Annotated in this window: 16 protein-coding genes; 10 read left to right on the top strand and 6 right to left on the bottom strand. The window is 68.7% G+C overall.

The window, feature by feature from the left end; genetic code table 11:
• From AB4Z09_RS27110 to AB4Z09_RS27135, 6 genes are all read left to right on the top strand, one after another.
• A partial coding sequence (locus AB4Z09_RS27110) for an integrase core domain-containing protein (protein WP_442240847.1) occupies positions 1-137 on the top strand: 137 nt, incomplete at its 5' end.
• A 200-nt stretch (positions 138-337) separates the two neighbouring features.
• Positions 338-1,999 (top strand): aldehyde dehydrogenase family protein, encoded by a 1,662-nt coding sequence (locus tag AB4Z09_RS27115; RefSeq protein WP_114724389.1) that lies wholly within the window; start codon positions 338-340, stop codon positions 1,997-1,999.
• 2 nt (positions 2,000-2,001) lie between these two features.
• Positions 2,002-3,198: a thiolase family protein gene (locus tag AB4Z09_RS27120; protein WP_442241160.1), complete on the top strand. Its 1,197-nt coding sequence runs from the start codon at positions 2,002-2,004 to the stop codon at positions 3,196-3,198.
• Positions 3,199-3,233: 35 nt separating this feature from the next.
• A complete protein-coding gene (locus AB4Z09_RS27125; RefSeq protein WP_429517268.1) occupies positions 3,234-4,973 on the top strand; it encodes a class I adenylate-forming enzyme family protein in 1,740 nt (579 codons plus the stop codon).
• A 2-nt stretch (positions 4,974-4,975) separates the two neighbouring features.
• The gene (locus AB4Z09_RS27130; RefSeq protein ID WP_258558178.1) at positions 4,976-5,503 is read left to right on the top strand and encodes a PaaI family thioesterase; all 528 of its coding nucleotides are present in this window, start codon (positions 4,976-4,978) and stop codon (positions 5,501-5,503) included.
• A gap of 2 nt (positions 5,504-5,505) precedes the next feature.
• The gene (locus tag AB4Z09_RS27135; RefSeq protein WP_442241161.1) at positions 5,506-6,987 is read left to right on the top strand and encodes a carotenoid oxygenase family protein; all 1,482 of its coding nucleotides are present in this window, start codon (positions 5,506-5,508) and stop codon (positions 6,985-6,987) included.
• A 139-nt stretch (positions 6,988-7,126) separates the two neighbouring features.
• Here AB4Z09_RS27135 and AB4Z09_RS27140 read toward each other — a convergent pair whose 3' ends face one another.
• Positions 7,127-8,365, bottom strand: a complete 1,239-nt coding sequence (locus AB4Z09_RS27140; RefSeq protein ID WP_442241162.1) for an acetyl-CoA acetyltransferase — start codon at positions 8,363-8,365, stop codon at positions 7,127-7,129.
• 392 nt (positions 8,366-8,757) lie between these two features.
• Between AB4Z09_RS27140 and AB4Z09_RS27145 the strand changes: the two genes are divergently transcribed.
• Positions 8,758-9,717 (top strand): winged helix-turn-helix transcriptional regulator, encoded by a 960-nt coding sequence (locus AB4Z09_RS27145; RefSeq protein WP_442241163.1) that lies wholly within the window; start codon positions 8,758-8,760, stop codon positions 9,715-9,717.
• A 19-nt stretch (positions 9,718-9,736) separates the two neighbouring features.
• Here AB4Z09_RS27145 and AB4Z09_RS27150 read toward each other — a convergent pair whose 3' ends face one another.
• The gene (locus AB4Z09_RS27150) at positions 9,737-11,335 is read right to left on the bottom strand and encodes a Na+/H+ antiporter (RefSeq protein ID WP_442241164.1); all 1,599 of its coding nucleotides are present in this window, start codon (positions 11,333-11,335) and stop codon (positions 9,737-9,739) included.
• Between the two features lie 59 nt (positions 11,336-11,394).
• Here AB4Z09_RS27150 and AB4Z09_RS27155 point away from each other — a divergent pair, with 59 nt between their 5' ends.
• Positions 11,395-11,724, top strand: a complete 330-nt coding sequence (locus tag AB4Z09_RS27155; protein WP_174914035.1) for a UBP-type zinc finger domain-containing protein — start codon at positions 11,395-11,397, stop codon at positions 11,722-11,724.
• A gap of 41 nt (positions 11,725-11,765) precedes the next feature.
• Here the strand turns inward: AB4Z09_RS27155 and AB4Z09_RS27160 are convergent, their stop codons facing one another.
• Both AB4Z09_RS27160 and AB4Z09_RS27165 read right to left on the bottom strand, forming a co-directional pair.
• Positions 11,766-13,205, bottom strand: coding sequence for an ATP-binding protein (locus AB4Z09_RS27160; RefSeq protein ID WP_442241165.1), 1,440 nt, complete (start codon positions 13,203-13,205; stop codon positions 11,766-11,768).
• On the bottom strand, positions 13,202-14,860 hold the full coding sequence (locus AB4Z09_RS27165) for an FAD-dependent oxidoreductase (RefSeq protein WP_442241166.1): 1,659 nt from the start codon (positions 14,858-14,860) through the stop codon (positions 13,202-13,204). The genes AB4Z09_RS27160 and AB4Z09_RS27165 overlap by 4 nt, the downstream gene beginning before the upstream one ends.
• 223 nt (positions 14,861-15,083) lie before the next feature.
• On the opposite strand from AB4Z09_RS27165, the gene AB4Z09_RS27170 reads away from it, so the two are divergent.
• Positions 15,084-15,563 (top strand): hypothetical protein, encoded by a 480-nt coding sequence (locus tag AB4Z09_RS27170; protein WP_442241167.1) that lies wholly within the window; start codon positions 15,084-15,086, stop codon positions 15,561-15,563.
• A 1-nt stretch (position 15,564) separates the two neighbouring features.
• On the opposite strand, the gene AB4Z09_RS27175 is transcribed toward AB4Z09_RS27170, so the two are convergent.
• Positions 15,565-16,824: an MFS transporter gene (locus AB4Z09_RS27175; RefSeq protein WP_442241168.1), complete on the bottom strand. Its 1,260-nt coding sequence runs from the start codon at positions 16,822-16,824 to the stop codon at positions 15,565-15,567.
• Positions 16,825-16,948: 124 nt separating this feature from the next.
• Between AB4Z09_RS27175 and AB4Z09_RS27180 the strand changes: the two genes are divergently transcribed.
• Entirely contained in the window at positions 16,949-17,890 is a 942-nt protein-coding gene (locus tag AB4Z09_RS27180; RefSeq protein WP_442241169.1) for a LysR family transcriptional regulator, read from the top strand.
• A 23-nt stretch (positions 17,891-17,913) separates the two neighbouring features.
• On the opposite strand, the gene AB4Z09_RS27185 is transcribed toward AB4Z09_RS27180, so the two are convergent.
• Positions 17,914-18,067 (bottom strand): integrase core domain-containing protein (locus tag AB4Z09_RS27185; protein WP_442241170.1); only part of this gene is annotated, 154 nt, incomplete at its 5' end.

Genomic DNA, 18,067 nt, shown 5'->3' on the forward strand with positions numbered 1-18,067 from the left:
GGGCCTACCGTCAGGTCTTCACCAGCAACAGCGAACGCGCCGACGCACTTGCACCCTGGCTCGAGTACTACAACACTCGACGACGCCACAGCGCACTCGGAGGACTCCCACCGATCAGCCGACTGCAACCAACCTGATGGCCAGGTACAGCTAGACGCAGCGCCCTCTCCATCGAGCGGTTCGACGTGGTCGACCGTTGACAACCCATGCTGTGTGCTGGTTCACTTCAATAACAGTAGTTACTTCGGTCAAGGTGGGGCGGCTGCCCTCGGCGGAGGGGCCCCACCCCGATGACTGACTGATCGCCACAACTCTGTTGACACAGGAACGAGCGCCCATGTTCTTCGAATCCCACCTCGAACTGCTGCAGGCCGCGGCGGAGGCCAACCGCACCCGCGCCGCGTGGACCGGATATGCGCCCATCGCCCCGCCCGACGCCGCGCAGTCCGACGTCCTCGTCGGCGCCTATGACGGTGCCACCCTGAAGCTTTCGTCTCCCACCGACTCGGTGATCACCGCCGACGAGGTATCGCCGTACACCGGGAAGGCGCTCAACGTCACCTACAGCGCGCCGTCCGTGGACGAAGCGCTCGAGGGTGCGGCCGCCACCGCCGCCGCCCTCCGCGACGCAGGTGTCGAGCTGCGGGTCGGCGTGTGCCTCGAGGCTCTGCACCGGATTCACCGCCGCGGCCAGGAGTTTGCGGCCGTCACCTCGCACACCACCGGACAGAGCCTCAACATGGCCTGCAGCGGGAGCGGAACCAACGCGCTCGACCGCGGACTGGAGGCAGTGGCGATGGCCTGGTCGGCCATGACTCGGGTCCCCGAACAGGTGACGTGGCAGCAGAGATTCGGCAAGTCGGACGTGACCCTGCAGAAGCGATTCCGCGCCCGCCCGCTCGGCACCGCCCTCGTCGTCGCCTGCGCCTCGTTCCCGGCCTGGAACGCCTACCCGGCGATCCTCGCCAACCTCGCGACGGGAAATCCGGTCCTCGTCAAACCGCATCCCCGCTCGGTGCTCGCGACCGCGCTCGCGGTGGGCGTGATGCGCGAGGTGCTGGTCGAGGCGCAGCTGCCGGCCGACGCCGTCCAGCTCGTCGTCGACACCGCGGACGCCCCCGTCGCGGTGAAGCTGGCCACCAGCCCCGACGTGCGGATCGTCGACTTCACCGGCAGCCCCACGTTCGGGTCGTGGCTGGAACAGAACCTCCCGAACACCCTGGTGTTCACCGAGACCGCGGGCGTCAACACCGTTGTCCTCGATTCCGTTTCCGACCTGTCGGCGGCCATGCGCACGCTCGCCGGCGGTCTCTCGCTCTTCAGCGGCCAGATGTGCACCACACCCCAGAACATCTACATCCCCGACGCGGGGGTGCTCACCGACGACGGCGTGATCGCACGAGATGACGTGATCGAGGCACTCCTGTCCGCGATCGACGACCTCGCCGGCGCACCCCGCCGCGCCGGAGCGGTCTGCGGGGCGCTGCAGTCCGACGCGACGCTGCACTCGATCACCGCGCTCGCCGACGCGGCCGAGGCGAACGGGACTCTGCTCCGCAGGCCGGTGCCGTACGCCCATCCGGACTACCCCCAGGCCCGGGCGGTGACTCCGCTGGTCATCCGGGTCGACCCGCGTCGGGGCGCAACGCTTCCCGACGGTGAACAGTTCGGCCCGGTCGCATTCCTCGTCGATTGCGCCGACACCGCGTCCGCGGTGGAGCACGCGACCGCAAGCGTCCGCAGTCACGGCGCGATCAGCTCGTACCTCTACTGCACCGATGACGCCGTCGTCGACGAGGTGGCCGATGCGTACGCCGATGCCGGCGCCTCCCTGTCGGCGAATCTGGTGTCCTCGATGCCCATGCAGTTCGCGGCCGCCTACAGCGACTACCACGTCACCGGCCTCAACCCGGCGGGCAACGCGACCCTCACCGACGAGTCCTTCGTCGCCGGGCGATTCCGCATCGTCCAGGATCGCCGCCAGGTCGGGGGCGAGTGACCATGTCCCAGTTCTCATCCGGCGTCTACATCTACGACGCGGTTCGCACGCCGAAGGCCCGCGTCCGGCGTCAGGGCGGCACGTTCGCCGACGTACCCGCGCACGAACTTCTCGCCCAGTTGCTCACCGCACTGCAGGAACGTGGGCTTCCCACCGACACCGTCGACGACGTCATCGTCGGCACCAGTACGGCCGTCGGTGAACAGGGCGGCAACGTCGCCCGCACCGCCGTGCTCTGGGCGGGTTGGCCGGACCAGGTCGGCGCCGGGGTGGTCTCTCGGCTGTGCTGCTCGGGACTGGACGCGATCGAGTCCGCCTCGGCCAAGGTGGCGTCCGGCATCGCCGACATCGTCGTCGCCGGCGGCGTCGAGTCGATGTCGCGGGTACCGATGCTCTCGGACCGGCCGGYGTTCGTCTCCGACGAGGAGCTCGGCGACCGCACGGGCTACGTGACCATCGGGGTCTCCGCCGATCTCACGGCAGCCGAATACGGTTTGACCCGGACGGATCTCGATGCCTACGCGGTGACCTCGCACCGGCGTGCCGCCGCGGCCCCGCCGTCCCGGTCGGTGATTCCGGTCCGCTCGGGCGCCACGACGATCCTCGAGTCGGACGAGGGACCCCGGCCCGACATCAGTCTCGAGTCCCTCGGCGAACTCGCCACCCTCTTCGGGGAGGATCCGTCGTGGAGCAGGGTGGCGATGCGCCTGCCCGCCGTCCGGCGTCCCGATGGCGGGCTGCACACCGCCGCCACCGCCCCGCAGATGGCGGACGGTGCGGCGATGGCGGTCTTCGGGTCATCCGCCGCCCGCGATCGGATCGGCCGCGAGCCGATCGCGGAGGTGGTGGGTGTCGCCCAGGCCGCCGTGCGCTCGCCGCTGCTCACGGCATCGGTCGCCGCCTCCAGGCGTGCCCTCGCGAACGCGGGCATCACCGCCGGGCAGCTCGACGTGATCGAGGCGAACGAGTCCTTCGCCGCGTCCGCCCTGGTGATGACCCGGGAGCTGGGGCTCGATCCGAACAAGGTCAACCCGCTCGGTGGATCGCTCGCCACCGGCCATCCGCTGGGCGCAGGCGGTGGCGCTCTCCTCGTCAACGCCCTGGACCAGCTCTCCCGCGTCGACGGCGAGTACGCCCTGGTGACCATCCCGGCGGCGCTCGGGCTCGGTGCCGCCGTCGTCGTCCGCCGACTCCGCTGACCCTCTGCCCCCAGACCACTGCCCGAAAGGACGCCATGAACGTCATCTCGGAAGGCCACGCCGCCAACCGTTTACGCCCGTGCCATCCCGATAGCCGTGTCGACGACTACCTCGAACACGGCTGGTGGTCGCCGCTGACCGTGCTGGATCTCCTCGACAACCAGATCCGGAGTCGCGGCGACGCCCCGGCGGTGACCGATCCGACGAACCTGCCCGTGCTGTGCGGGATCGAGCCGGACGCACTCACCTGGCAGGAACTCGACGCCCGCGTCGACGACCTGGCTGCCAAGCTGCACGAGTCGGGAATCGGTCCCGGAGATGTCGTGGCGGTGTTGATGCCCAACTCCGTCGCCCTGACCGCGACCTACTTCGCGCTGTGGCGCCTCGGAGCGATCGCGGCCCCGATGCCTGCCTCGTACCGACGGTACGAATTGACCCGGATCGTCGAATCCGCCTCGGCGGTAGCGGTTGTCACCGTCAACAGCCTGGGCGACCGGACGCCGTCCGACGAGGCGCTCAGCCTGATCGGCGAGGTGCCCTCCCTGCACACCGTGTTCACCTTCGGCCCGCCGGCGTCGAATCGCGGGCGGCCGCTGGACGCTGCCCCCGCCACCGACGAATCGGTCGATGCCGTGCGGCGTGCCTACGCGGCCCTGCCCCGATCGGTGAACGACTGCATCACGATCTGCTGGACCAGCGGCACCGAGGCCGCGCCCAAGGGCGTACCCCGGTGTCACGGTGACTGGATCGCGGTCGGGCAGGCGGTTCAGGACGGTCTGGAGACGGACGAGGCGTCCGTCATGCTCAACCCGTTCCCGATGGTCAACATGGCCGGGTTCGCGACCTCGCTGCTGCCGTGGCTGCTCGGCGGCGGTCACGTGGTCCACCACCACCCGCTGGACCTCGCCGTCTACCTCGATCAGCTCCAGCGCTATCGCGTCACCCACACCAGCATGCCGCCGGCGATTCTCACCATGCTGTTGCAGCGAGAGGACCTTCGGACCGCATACGACCTGTCCGCGCTCCGGCGGGTGGGGTCGGGCGGCGCCCCGCTTCCCCCCGGCGTGGTGCGCGACTGGCAGTACTCGCTCGGTGTCGAGGTGCTCAACTTCTTCGGCTCGAACGAGGGCGTGTGCATGCTCGGGGCCCCGTCGGACACGCCGGACCCGCTGATCCGTGCCGAGTACCTGCCGAACTACGGCTCATCGGAGAGGTCCTGGGCCACCGGCGTGGCCGAGCGCACCTCGGTGCGCCTGGTGGATCTGGCGACGGGCGAACAGGTCACGGCGGTCGGTGGGCGCGGCGAGCTCCGGCTGAAGGGACCCACGATCTTCGCCGGCTATCTCGAGGGAACCGCGGCGTCGAGCCCGTTCGACGAGGACGGATACCTCTGCAGCGGGGACATATTCGAGCTGTGCGGTGACAACGGCGAGTACCTCAAGTTCGTCGACCGGAGCAAGGAGATCATCATCCGCGGCGGGATGAACATCGCTCCGGCCGAGATCGAGGGGATTCTCATCGACCACCCCGCCGTCGCTGACGTGGCGATCGTCGGATACCACGATGACGTCCTCGGTGAGAAGTGCTGCGCGGTGGTCGTTCCCAAGGACGGGGACGACGTCGTGCTCGAGGATCTGGTCGAATTCCTGCGGGCCAAGGACGTCGCGTCGTTCAAGCTGCCGGAGCGGCTCGTCACGGTCGAGCAGCTCGCCCGGAACCCGGTCGGAAAGCTGCAGCGCCGCGACATTCGCGGCGAGGTCGCAAAGGTCGGCTGACCATGGGATCACCAGATGGCGACGGCGCGCCGGTCGGGCGGCCGCGCGAGACGCCGACCGGCTCCGGCGGCCACATCGCCGACGAGATGACCGCGATGCTCGAGGGGCGATTCCCCGGCCTGGTCGGAATGCGCATCCTCGCGGCGTCGGCCGCTGCGGTCACCGGCGAACTGTCCGTTCGCGAGGAGTTGCTGGCGCCGAACGGATACCTGCACGCGGCCACCGTCGTGGCCTTGGCCGACACGGTGTGCGGTGTCGGCGCACGGCTGGCGTTGCCCGCCGAGGCGTCCGGATTCACCACACTCGAACTCAAGACCAACTATCTCGGCACCGCGCGGTCCGGGACGGTCACCGTGACGGCGTCGCTCGTACACGGCGGACGGCGCACCCAGGTGTGGGACGCCACCGTCCGCGACGGCGCCGGGAATCCGATCGCGCTCTTCCGCTGCACTCAGCTGGTGCTCTACCCCTCGGCGCCGCAACAGCATTCATCCACTCGATCAATCCTCGACACCACCGAAGCGGAGTAGGCATGACTTCCACCCAGCCCCGCGCGAACGGCGACCCCATTGCCGTCGCTCGCCCGGTCGACGCCACCGACGACAATCCGTACACCCTCGGAGTGTTCGCGCCCGTCGACGACGAACTCACCCTGGACGATCTCACCGTCATCGGTGAGATCCCCAAGGACCTCAACGGTGTGTACCTGCGCAACGGCCCGAACCGGCAGTTCGCGGCGCCGGGCCGCTATCACATGTTCGACGGCGACGGCATGATCCACGCCGCGCACTTCGAGAACGGGAAGGTGCGGTACCGCAACCGGTACGTTCGGACCAAGGCGTTCCACGAGGAGTCCGATGCGGGCCGCGCCCTGTGGACCGGACTCATGGAGAACCCGAAGGACAATCCGTGGGGCAACGGACACGGCCTCGGGATCAAGGATTCCGCCAACACCGACGTCATCTACCACCGCGGTCAGGTCCTGGCGACGTGGTACCTCTGTGGAACGCCCTACAGCGTGGACCCGCTGTCCCTGGAAACACTCGGTGCGCAGGACTTCCTGGGTACCTTCGCGGGCGACATGATGGCGCACCCCAAGGTCGACGAGGCCACCGGCGAGCTGATCTGGTTCGACTACGGGCCCGACCAGGACTTCCTGCGCTACGGCATCATCGGCGCCGATGGTCGTCAGACGCACCTCGCGCAGATCGATCTGCCGGGTCCGCGACTTCCACACGACATCGGGATCACCGCCAACTACTCGATCCTCATGGACCTGCCGCTGGTGCAGGACCACGATGCGCGCCGGGCCGGCAAGTACCGGATCTTCTACGATCAGGAGCTGCCCGCTCGATTCGCGGTCATTCCTCGTCACGGAAACGGCAGYGACGTCCGCTGGTTCGAGGTGAAGCCCTGCTACATCTACCACGTCGTCAACTCGTGGGAAGAGGGCGACGAGATCATCATGGACGTGTGCCGGGTGAAGAACCCTCAGCACCAGACGACCTTCGCCTCGCCGCTGTCGAACATGCTCGCGTACATGCGGCTCGATGCACAGCTCTACCGGTACCGCTTCAACCTGCGCACCGGCGCCACCATCGAGACCGAACTCGACAACGCCAACATCGAGTTCCCCAGCGTGGATTCGCGGGTCATGGGCCGCTCGCACCGGTACTCGTACAACATGAGTCTCGGGAACGAACCGACCCTGCTCTTCGACGGGCTCGTGCGTTTCGACTCGCAGACGGGCACCAAGGAAGAGCACAAGTTCGGTTCCGGGCGTTGGGGTTCGGAGGCCCCCTTCGCGCCGCGTGACGGATCGACGGGAGAGACCGACGGCTACCTGGTCTGCTTCGTCAACGACGAKGCCGAGGACCGAGGCGAGATCAACATCTTCGACGCCGAGGATGTCGCGGCGGGACCGATCGCTCGGGTGCTGTTGCCGCGCCGGGTGCCGTCCGGCTTCCATGCCACCTGGGTGCGCGCCGATCAGCTGGCCGAGGCCCGTACGTAGAGAAACCGTCCCTCGGTCCGCGGTGCGGGCCGAGGGGCGGTTCGAAGGTCTCCTGGGCGAGGCGGTCCGAAAACCGCTTCGCCCAGGAGGCTTTCGTCGTCTGTGGGCTACACCGGCACCCGGGTGGCGCGGATGCCGGTCACCGGGTGCCTCGGATGACGACCGTGGACACCGCCGTCGTGAACGATCCACCGATGTTGACGGTGAGGGCGCGTCGGGCGTCGTCTACCTGGTGGTTTCCGGCCCGACCGGTGACCTGCCGCGCCGAGTCGAGCACCATCCGGACGCCGGTGGCACCGACCGGGTGCCCGTGCGACATCAGTCCGCCGCTGGGGTTCACCGGTAGCCGTCCGCCGCGTTCGATCGAGCCGTCCATCACCACCTCGCCGCCCTTGCCCGGGTCCGCCAGGCCGATGTGCTCGAGTGTGACCAGCCCGTTGATGGTGAAGCAGTCGTGGATCTCGGCGACGTCCAGGTCGGCTACCCCCGCGATCCCCGCGCGCCGGTAGGCGTCCTCGACGGCTCCGCGCAGGTGCGGGAAGAGGTAATCCTGGTCGGCGCTCTGGGCGAGCTTGTCCGCGAGCAGCAGGGTCGCGGTGCGGTGACCGAATCCGGCGATCGTGGCCTCTTGGTCCAGGTCGGCTCCGGTCCGCTGCGCCCACGCCTGCGCAAACCTCGGCCCGGCCAGCACCACGGCGGCACCGCCGTCGGTGATGCGCCCGCAGTCGGTCTTGCGGAGCATCCCCTCCACGATGGGGTTCACCTCCTCGTTCTCGTCGAAGGATCCCGCCGGGAAGTCCCAATCCCGGGTCTGCGCAAGACCATTGCGGGATCCGTTGTCGAACGCGATCTCGGCGAACCGTCCGAGATGCGCATGATCGAGGCCGTAGCGCCGTTCGTACTCCTGCGCGATGTCGGCGAAGAGCGCGGGCCACGGATACTTCACACCCAGAGCCTCCCGCCCCGCCCACGCCGCGGTACCCAGATGTTCGGCGGCCGTCTGTGCGGGCACATTGCGCATCAGCTCGACCCCGACCACCAGCGCCACGTCGTATCGGCCGGACTCGATGTCCGCACACGCGGCGAGTACCGCCGTGCTGCCGGAGGCACACGCTGCCTCGTGCCGTGTACTCGGTAGGCCGTCGAGTCCCGGCACGGCCGCAACCACCATGCCGCCGAGCTGGGCCTGGCCTGCGAAGAGTTCTCCGGCGAGGTTGCTCACGTGCACGACACCGACCTCGTGGTCGTCGACCCGTGCGTCCGCCAGGGCGGCGGGCACGGTCTCGGCAAACATGTCGACCAGGCCGAGCCCTTCTTTCGACCAGTTCCTGGCGAAGTCGGTCTGGGCTCCTCCGAGCACGTACACGGGGTTCGTCATCTGTTCGTCCTTGTTGTCGTCGGGTTCGGGGAAGGCGGCGGGTGATGCCGCACGACGCGTGGATGGGATGGGCGCCCGGCCAGGTCCACGGCGAGGCCGGTGGATATCGCCGCCGGTGGACCGGTAGCCGATCTCGGCACGCTCGGGTGTCGACGCGCGCCGGCGTCGCATCTCAGGCTAGCCTCGCGCCGCCATCACTACAAGATGCAGAGTTACTGGAACCGGCAGTGGCTCTGGTGAATCATGCAGCAGTGCAATGCAGGTAACGGCCAATGGCAATGAGATCCCCATCTGGGGGTGTCTCCTGTCGAACGAATCACTTCTCGATGAGAAGTTGAATGTGTGGAGAGGTGGGGTGCAACGCCACTGCGCCCGGACCGACGCTGTTTGCGATGATGGACGGCATGTCCACCGTCCCGCCGCGCCCCGCGGAGCCACCGGCCGACCCGGCGTCGTCCGCGCTGGGGCGCGCTCTGCTCATCGTGGGTGACAGATGGAATCTGCAGATCATGCGGGCCGTCTTCGCCGGTGTCGAGCGCTTTGCGCAACTGCGTGACCAGCTCGGGATCTCGGACGCAGTCCTCTCGCATCGCCTGGGTCGGCTGATCGACGACGGGATCCTCGACGCGCATCCGTACTCGACCGCGCCGCCGCGTAACGAATACCGTCTCACCGATCTCGGCGGCGACCTGTGGCAAGTCTTCGTCGCGTTGTGGAGCTGGGACCGCCACTGGGCGCCGTGGGCACCCGCCCAACCGACCACACAACTTCGCCACCTGACGTGCGGGCACGTCATCACCCCGGTGTTCGGGTGCGGCGGGTGCCAGGCGATCGGGGTGACGGCCCGCGACGTGCGGACCGAGGTCGATGCGCCGCTCCTCGTCGACGTCGCCGACCGCCGGTCCCGGCGCACGGCGAAGGGTGACGCGTCGGGGATGGACTCCACCAGTGTGCTCGCCGATCGCTGGTCGACCTTCCTGCTCGCCGCCCTACTCGAGGGCAACCGCCGATTCGGCGACTTGCAGGACCGGCTCGGATCGATCTCGCCGGTCACCCTGACCGACCGCCTCGCGTATTTCATCGACAACGGGATGCTGGTCCGCGCGCCGATCGTGGACGGCGCGCGACGGCAGGAGTACCGCACCACGCCCAAGAGCCTCGACTTCTTTCCCGTGTTCGCCGCACTCAACGCGTGGGCGGCGCGGCATCTGTCCGAGAATGGACGGTCCGGCCTGACCATCGTGCACAGCGCGGGCGAGCACCTCCTCGAACCCCAGTACACCTGCAACGCATGCAATGCCGTGTTGTGCCGTGCGGACACCGATTTCGTGACGTCCACCGCAGGGCGCTGACGAGTCGCCCCACAACGGCTCACTCCCGGTTGAGGGTTGCCTCCTCGAGGTCGAGTTCGCGCAGCACCTGTCGCAGTACCTCGTCGTCTATTCGTCCGCTGTCGCGCTCTGCGAGGAAGACGTTCCGCTCGGTCTCGAGCATCTGCAGGCGCAGTGCGCGGAACGCGGCGGACGGGCTCTCCCCCAACTCGGCTTCGCTGCGCCCGAGCCGTTCCCACGCGGCGTGGGCGCGGTGCTCGCTCCAGGTGCGCAGGATCTCCGCGGCTCGCTCGCGGACGGCGGCGGGGTCCCCGTCGGTGTTCGCCACCAGGCTGTCGAGCACCTCCGTTGCGGCGCGTGCTGCCTTGTCCTGCGCGGCGGCCAGTGCCAGCGCGTCCTTGCGGCGTTCTTCTTCGTTGTCGACTCCCCACCGGGTGATCAGCCACGGCAGGGTCAAGCCGTGCAGGAGCAGGGTGCCGACCACGACAGCGAAGGTGATGAACAGGATCATGTCGCGTCCAGGGAAGGGGCCGCCCGAATTGACGGTCAGCGGGATCGCGAACGCCGCGGCCAGCGAGACCACACCGCGCATGCCGGACCATGCGACCACGAACACCCCTCGGGGAGGCGGTGCCGGCTCCCGCTCGCGGATCCGCGCGGACAGCAACCGGGGGAAGTAGGTCGCGGGGTAGACCCACAGCAACCGGACGGCGATCACCGCGACGAGCACGGCAAGGGAGGCGCCGACGACTTCGGCCACACTGCGGCCGTGGAGTCCCTGCACCACGCTCGGCAACTGCAGCCCGATCAGTAGGAAGACGAACGATTCGAGGACGACGTCGACGGCCTTCCACACCGCGGTGTCCTGCAAGCGGGTCGCGTAGCCGGCGCGGGTCGACCGCTGGCCCAGATACAGGCCGGCGACCACGACCGCGATCACCCCGGAGCTGTGCACCTGCTCGGCCGCCAGGTATGCGACGAAGGGGACGAGTAGCCCGATCGCGCTCTCCATCACCGGATCCGCGAGCCGGGACCGGATCGCGGCGACGACGATCCCTACCCCGAGGCCGATCAGCGTGCCGCCGATCGCGGCACCGAGGAAGGTGCGCGCCCCCTCCAGCAGGGTCACGCCGGTGCCGACCGCTGCGGCGAGCGCGACACGGTAGGCGGTGAGCGCGGTCGCGTCGTTGAGCAGGCTCTCGCCGCCGAGCAGGGTCATGATCCGGCGGGGTAGGCCGAGGCGTCGTCCGATCGCGCTGGCGGACACCGCATCCGGCGGCGCGACGACCGCCCCGAGCACCAGCGCGGCGGCGAGGGGAAACTGGGGAATGGTGAGGTACGCGACCACCCCGACAACGGCGGTGGTGGCGAGCGGCAGCCCGATTGCGAGCAGCCCGATCGCGCGCGCATTGCGGCGCAGCGCAAGCGAGGAACTGTCGAGTGCGGCCGAGTAGAGCAGCGGCGGCAGTACCGCGAACAACACGAGATCGGGGTCGAACGCGGTGTCGGGGAGTCCGGGGATCTGCGACCCGGCCAGTCCGACCGGGACCAGCAACAGCGGCGCCGACCAGTTCAGGCGTCGTGCGACGGCGGCGGTGAGCAGCGCCGCCACCGCGACGGCGAGCAGGGCCACGTTCACGGCGTCCTCCTGCGGTCGGGTGTAGATATCCCACCCTGCAGCATGCAGGATGGGAGGTGATGAAGAGAGTTCTCCGACGCGCGGCTGACCACATTGGTGTCGGATCCCCGGGTCCGGCTGCGGCCGGACCCTGCGACGAACTCGCGGCGGCCACCGGACCGGACCCGGAGCCGCGCACGCCCGGCCTCTGTGAGGAATGCGAGGCGCTCGGCGAACAGAACTGGGCGCACCTGCGGCTCTGCCTCACCTGCGGGCACGTCGGATGCTGCGACTCGAGCCCCCACCGGCACGCGACTGCGCATTTCGAGCAGACGGGACACCCCGTCATGCGATCGCACGAGCCGGGCGAGGCGTGGCGTTGGTGCTACCGGCACGCCGAGATGGGTTGACGCCGGACGCCTACCGCGGCGGAGCCTCGAGTCCGACGAGATCATCCATCGTGATCTCCCTCCGGACCGGCCAGCGGAAGGCGGACCACGAATTCGGTATGCCCCGGCTGTGATTCCACGCGGATGTCGCCCCGATGTTTGTCGACGATCCGCCACGAGATGTCGAGTCCGAGCCCGGTGCCCTCACCGACCGGTTTCGTCGTGAAGAACGGCTCGAAGATGCGGCCGCGGATATCCTCGGGGATGCCCGGGCCGGTGTCTCCGATTGCCACGGCCAGGCAGTCGCCGTCCCGGTAGGTGCGGATGGTGAGGGTGCCGCGGCCGTCCATGGCACTGACGGCGTTGTCGATGAGATTGGTCCAGACCTGGTTGAGTTCGGCAGCGTACGCAGGAACGGGCGGCAGGGCGCGGTCGTAGCTCTTGACCACTTCGATGCCGCTGCCGCCGCCGATCTTCCGGCTGAGCATGACCAGTGTGCTGTCGAGCAATTCGTGTACATCCGAGACTTGAAACGGGGCTCGGTCCATCTGTGAGTACTGCTTCGCTGCGCCGACGAGGGCGGTGATCCGGGCGGTGGAGTCCGCGATCTCGTCCATCAGCAACTCGGACTCGATGGTGTAGTTCAGCCAGTTGACTGCGCCGCCGAGGATCGACGGCTCGACCTCCGCGGCGACCCGCTCGAGCCAGGCGACGTCGAGCCCGGCCTGCACGAAGCTCGGCGCGAGATTCCAGCCGCCGGCGATGCCGTGATCCTCCAGCCACCCGCCGAGCGCGTCCTCGCGGTCCGATTCCTCGAGTGGGCTCAGCACCGGAGCCTTGGCGACCAGGTCCACCGCCTCTTCCTGAATTCTGATGAGCGCGTTGAGGGTTGCCGGCTCGTAGGCCCCGGAGGCGATGATTCCCAGCTTGTGTCGCATGCCGGCGACCCGGTCTCGGAGCGACGCCGTCGCCCGGACCGCGGCCGCTGCCGGGTTGTTCAGCTCGTGCGTCAGCCCGGCGGACAGGGAGCCCAGGGCGAGCAGTCGCTCGCGCTGGGCGATGATCTCGCGGGAGCTCTGGTTGCCGAAGAACAGCCCCTCGAGCAGATGAAGCGCCATCGGGAACCATTCCGCCATGAAACGGGCGAAATCGTCGGCGTCCAGGACGAAGAAGGTGGAGCGCTCGGGCACGGTCATCGACGTGCCGTAGACCTGCGGCACCCGGTCGCCCATGTAGGCGGTCCACGCGCCCGAATACGCGCCGCGGTGCGAGGTTCGCACCATCTCCACGTCCTGGCCGCCGGACAGTTTCGTGAGCACCACCTCCCCCTCGATGAGCACATAGAAGCAGGTCGCCGGGGCGCCCTCGCGGTACACCGGGCCCGGCTCGATCACCTCGATGCGCCCGGCGCGGCACAGCTGTTCGAGTTGATCGGCGTCGAGCTTCTCGAAGAGGAAAAGCGTCCGCAGTTCCTCCGGCGTGCACGCCGGCCCGGCGTTCACGGCTTGGCCAGGTATCGATGGACGAGCATCACTGCCATAGCTCCTTCTCCCACTGCCGACGCCACCCGTTTCGCGGAGTCGGAGCGCACGTCCCCCGCCGCGAAGACCCCGGGCACGTTGGTCTCCAGCTGGTGCGGCAGGCGCTCGAGTTCCCAGCCGCGCGGCCGTTTGCCGTCGACCACCAGGTCCGGTCCGGAGACGACGTATCCGCTCGCGTCGCGCACCACGACGCCGTCGAGCCAGTCCGTGCGTGGCGCGGCCCCGATGAACAGGAAGAGCCACTGCGCGTCGACAGATTCGGTGCGGCCAGTAGTGTTGTCGCGCAGAGTGATCCGCTCCAGGTGGTCGTCGCCGTCCGCGCCGACCACTTCCGCGCACGTCCGAACCGTGATCCTCGGATGCTGTCGGATCTGCTGAATCAGGTAGTGCGACATGGAGTCGTCGAGCGAGCCGGAACGCACCACGATGGTCACCGACCGGGCGCCCCGGGCGAGGTAGACCGCCGCCTGCCCCGCGGAGTTCGCTCCGCCGACCACATACACGTCCTGGTCGCTGCAGCGCGCGGCCTCCGTCACCGCCGAGCCGTAGTACACACCGCGGCCGGTGAACTCGCTGAGCCCGGGTGCCGACAGCTGCCGATACGACACCCCCGTCGCGAGGATGACGGTGTGTGCGTCCAGCGTGGCCCCGTCGGCGAACCGGACGGTGCGCGCAGACCCGTTCACCTCCAGCGCGACGACGTCACGGGTGGTGATCACCTCGGCGCCGAACTTGGCGGCCTGCCTGCGCGCCCGGTCGGCCAGCTGGGCGCCGGACAGTCCGTCCGGGAAGCCGAGGTAGTTCTCGATCCGGGAACTCTGCCCGGCCTGCCCGCCGGTGGCGGTGCGCTCGATCAACACGGTGCGCAGGCCCTCCGACGCCCCGTACACCGCCGCGCCGAGCCCCGCCGGCCCACCGCCGATGACGACGAGGTCGTAGAAGTCCGACGCGGGGACGGTGGCGAGTCCGACGTGGTGTGCCAGCTCCGAATCGGTCGGCTCCACCAACGCCCTGCCCTCGGAGGTGATCACCACCGGCAACCGCATACCGTCGGCGCCCGCGGCCTCGAGCAGACGCTCACCCTCCGGTTCATCGGACATGTACCACCGGTACGGGAGCTGGTTACGGGCCAGGAACTCGCGCACCTCCGAGGACCGTGCCGACCACCGGTATCCGACCACCTTGGTCTCGGTCACCGGCTTGCGGTCGGACGTCACCCAGGCGTCGAGCAGGGCGTCGAGCACCGGGTACAGCTTTTCCTCGGGCGGATCCCACGGCTTGAGCAGGTAGTGGTCGAGATCGACGACGTTGATCGCGTCGATCGCCGCATCGGTGTCGGCATAGGCGGTGAGCAGCACCCGCCTCGCCGCCGGATACAGGTCCATGCCCTGTTCGAGGAACTCGATACCGCTCATACCCGGCATCCGGTAGTCGGCCAGCAGGACCGCGACCGGGTCGCCGCGCAGCTTGATCTCCTTGAGCGCGGCCAGGGCCTCGTCGCCGGACTCTGCCCGGATGATCCGGTACTTCTCGCCGTAGCGGCGTCGCAGGTCCCGGACAATGGCGCGGGAGACGCTCGGATCGTCGTCGACGCTGAGAATTGCCGGCTGTGCCATCGTTCTCCCATTTGCGGCCGCCGTTCAGCCGCCAGTTCCGAGTATGCCGCAGATGTGGGTACGGTGTCCGGCCCTTGTGCTCGGGAGCGTCGGTCGGAGCCCTGCCCGTCCCGGGGTTCCGATCGGCCCTCTTCCGTGACGTCCGCTCGAGTGGTGTGCTGGATAGATCACCGCCCCGGTCTCCGGGACCGGAGCGGATCACCCGAGTGTCGAGGGATACGCCATGACTACGATCCATCTCCACGAGAAGACCGCCGCGACGCCGGAGGAGTTCCTTGCCGGTCTCACCGATTTCGGGCCGGGCCGCGGTGACCTGTTCGGAAACAGCGCCGACAACTACCTCGAGGTGCACAGCGAGGGCCCGCACGATGCCGACGTCACGGAGGGTTCGAGCGGTATCTGGGAACGCCTGCACTACGACTGGACCGATCCTCATCGTGTCGTGATGACGACGACGGACTCCAATCTGTGGGGTGGGGCCTCGGGCCACGTGTACACCCTCACTCAGGAGCCCACCGGTGAGACCGATGTGGACGTGGTCGTGGTCCGCGACGGCAAGAATCTGCGAGGGCGGCTTCTCGCGGTCGTGCTCGGCGCCTTCGGTTCCCGCGTCCTGGGGAAGCAGTTGAAGAAGTCCGTCGAGGCCATCGAAGCGCGCAACCACGGCACGAGTGGGCCGGACACGCCGACGTCGGAGGGGTGAGTCATCCGGCCCGGACGTCTTCGGCCGGCGCGGCGGCCTCGGGTTCGGGTTCGGGTTCGGTCATGTGTGCCCGTGTGGGCAGCAGGAGCGGGGTCGCGAGCAGGAGCACGCCGGATACGGTGATCGCCGCGAGCGGGTTGGTAAGTGTCGCGAGGCCGCCCCAGATCGCCATCAGGGTGGCCTGGAGGAGTTTGCTGCTGACACTCCAGGCGGTGAGGACCCGAGCGGCGTGATCGGCGGGAGTGCGCTGCAGGCGTTCTGTCGCGCTGACGGGGTTGAAGATGCCCATGCAGGTGATCAGCAGGCCCTCGACGACGATCACCGTGAGGAGTCCGGCCATGCCGGGTTGGACGGCGACGAGGCCGAGCGGGAAGATCGAGCGCAACCAGCCGGAGACGATCATGACCCGGTGCCGGCCGTAGTGGGCGACGAGGCGCGCGGAGAGGCGGGCACCCACGAACCCACCGAGCGCCGGGATGCCGAACGCGAGACCGTATTGCCAGGCCGGGAAGTGGTATTCGCCCAGCAGGAGGACGGCCAGGAGCGGGACGGTGGCCATGATCAGGCCGCTTACCAGGATCGAGTTGAGGAACAGGCGCCGCAGTGCGCGGTCGTGGAGGATGAACCGCCAGCCGTCCAGAAGGTCGGTGGCGCGCAATCCGGTGGCCGCGGCGCGGGGGGCCGCGACGTCGTCGCCACGGATGCGGAGGACCCCGAGCGCCGACAGCAGAAAGCTGAGGGCGTCGGCGGCGACGGTGACGACCGGGCCGAGGAGCCCGACGAGCGCTCCGCCCAGGGGTGGCCCTGCCGCGGTCGCTACCCAGCTCGTGCCTTCGAATCTTCCGTTCGCCACAAGAAGTTGATCTCTGTGGACGAGGTGTTTGAGGTACGCGCCGGAGGCGGCGGTGAATACGATGCTCGAGGTGCCGGAGACGACCGAGACGACCAGCAGTTGGCCGTAGGTCAGTAGGCCGAGGAAGTACGCGACCGGAACGCTCGCCATCGCGAGGAACCGGGCCAGGTCCGTCGCGATCATCACCGGCCGTTTGGCCCGGTGTTCGACCCACGGCCCGAGCGGGACGGCCACGATCGCCGCGACGGTGAGCCCGGCCGCCTCGAGGAGCGAGACGGCGAATGCCGGCGAGTGCAGCACTTGCACCGCGATGAGCGGGAACGCGCCGAACGCGATCCACGTGCCGTATGTGCTGACGGCGTAGGACGCCCACAGCCAGCCGAAGCTGCGCCCCGATTGCGCGCGCATGCGACTCCTTCGCAACAACTGACGCTTTGGTCTGCCGGATCACATCAGCCCTGTCGGTGCTGGATCAAACAACTGGTTCTCCGGCGCGCCACAACCATCGGTTGGACATGCATACGCTGGGCCGATGGATACCGAGGCAGTGCGATCGTTCGTCCGGGCGGCCGAGCTCGGACAGCTGCAACACGCGGCCAACGAGCTGGGTGTGACGCAACAGGCCGTCTCGAAACGGATTGCGGCCCTGGAGCGGGAGCTGGAGGTCCGGCTGTTCACGCGTACCGCCCGCGGGGTCGAGCTGACACTCGACGGACAGGCGTTCCTCCCGCACGCACGAAGCATCGTCACGGGTGTCGAGCGCGCCGTCGCCGCGGTCAGGCCGGGCTCGCGGGCCCTTCGGATCGACGTCCTCGGCCTGCGATCCGCGCAGGCAGTCATCCTGCACGACTATTGGCGGTCGCATCCTGACGTCGATCTCGACGTGGTGACCCTCAAGGTCAACGACCCCCGCGTGGCGGTGGCCGCCGTCGAAGCCGGCGAGATCGACGCCTCGTTCCGCTCGGTCACCGATCCCGCAACGTTGCCGCGCGATGTGCAGATGATCCACGCGTTCGACTCCCCGCTGGAACTCCTCGTCGGCCCGAGGCATCCTCTCGCTGCCGCACGAAGACTGACGCCACCGCAGCTGCACCGGCATCGGATCTGGGTACCGGGTATCGCGCCGCGCACCGAATGGGCGGTGTTCTACGACCAGCTCGTCACCGAATTCGACCTCAGCATCGACGCCGCCGGCCCGCACTTCGGCGACGAGGTATTCTTGGACACCCTCGCGGACTCCGCCGACGTGGCCACTCTTGTCGGGTCACGCGACCGGTACATCTGGCCGACGAACCACGACCTACGCCGCATACCGATCGTGAATCCGACACTCGCGTACCCACTCTCGCTCATCCTCCCGAGGTCGAATCCGCATCCCGGGCTGCGGAAGATCATCGACCACTTCGGAAGCCTGGCGCCGCTTCCGGAGGCGACCTGGCGCCCGTCCTGGGCGACGACGCCGGACGGGTCGTAGCCGGCGACCGTGTGCGGAGCCGGCTAGGTGTAGTTCCCGGGGACGTTGTGGACGCCGACACGGTCGATCGGTGACTGGCCTCCGATCCCGGTGTGGGGTCGGTGGTGATTGTAGTGGTGTAGCCATTGCTGGTAGGTCGCCGAGCGGGTCTGGTCGGACCGGTAGGTTCGTGCGTAG

The sequence above is a fragment of the Rhodococcus sp. TAF43 genome (assembly GCF_052113525.1).
Lineage (GTDB): Bacteria > Actinomycetota > Actinomycetes > Mycobacteriales > Mycobacteriaceae > Prescottella.

What these genes read in the sequence shown, in the direction of transcription:
- AB4Z09_RS27115 (WP_114724389.1), top strand. Translation starts at nt 338, where the DNA reads ATGTTCTTCGAATCCCACCTCGAACTGCTGCAGGCCGCGGCGGAGGCC.
- AB4Z09_RS27125 (WP_429517268.1), top strand. Translation starts at nt 3,234, where the DNA reads ATGAACGTCATCTCGGAAGGCCACGCCGCCAACCGTTTACGCCCGTGC.
- AB4Z09_RS27130 (WP_258558178.1), top strand. Translation starts at nt 4,976, where the DNA reads ATGGGATCACCAGATGGCGACGGCGCGCCGGTCGGGCGGCCGCGCGAG.
- AB4Z09_RS27140 (WP_442241162.1), bottom strand. Translation starts at nt 8,365, where the DNA reads ATGACGAACCCCGTGTACGTGCTCGGAGGAGCCCAGACCGACTTCGCC.
- AB4Z09_RS27145 (WP_442241163.1), top strand. Translation starts at nt 8,758, where the DNA reads ATGATGGACGGCATGTCCACCGTCCCGCCGCGCCCCGCGGAGCCACCG.
- AB4Z09_RS27155 (WP_174914035.1), top strand. Translation starts at nt 11,395, where the DNA reads ATGAAGAGAGTTCTCCGACGCGCGGCTGACCACATTGGTGTCGGATCC.
- AB4Z09_RS27165 (WP_442241166.1), bottom strand. Translation starts at nt 14,860, where the DNA reads ATGGCACAGCCGGCAATTCTCAGCGTCGACGACGATCCGAGCGTCTCC.
- AB4Z09_RS27170 (WP_442241167.1), top strand. Translation starts at nt 15,084, where the DNA reads ATGACTACGATCCATCTCCACGAGAAGACCGCCGCGACGCCGGAGGAG.
- AB4Z09_RS27175 (WP_442241168.1), bottom strand. Translation starts at nt 16,824, where the DNA reads ATGCGCGCGCAATCGGGGCGCAGCTTCGGCTGGCTGTGGGCGTCCTAC.
- AB4Z09_RS27180 (WP_442241169.1), top strand. Translation starts at nt 16,949, where the DNA reads ATGGATACCGAGGCAGTGCGATCGTTCGTCCGGGCGGCCGAGCTCGGA.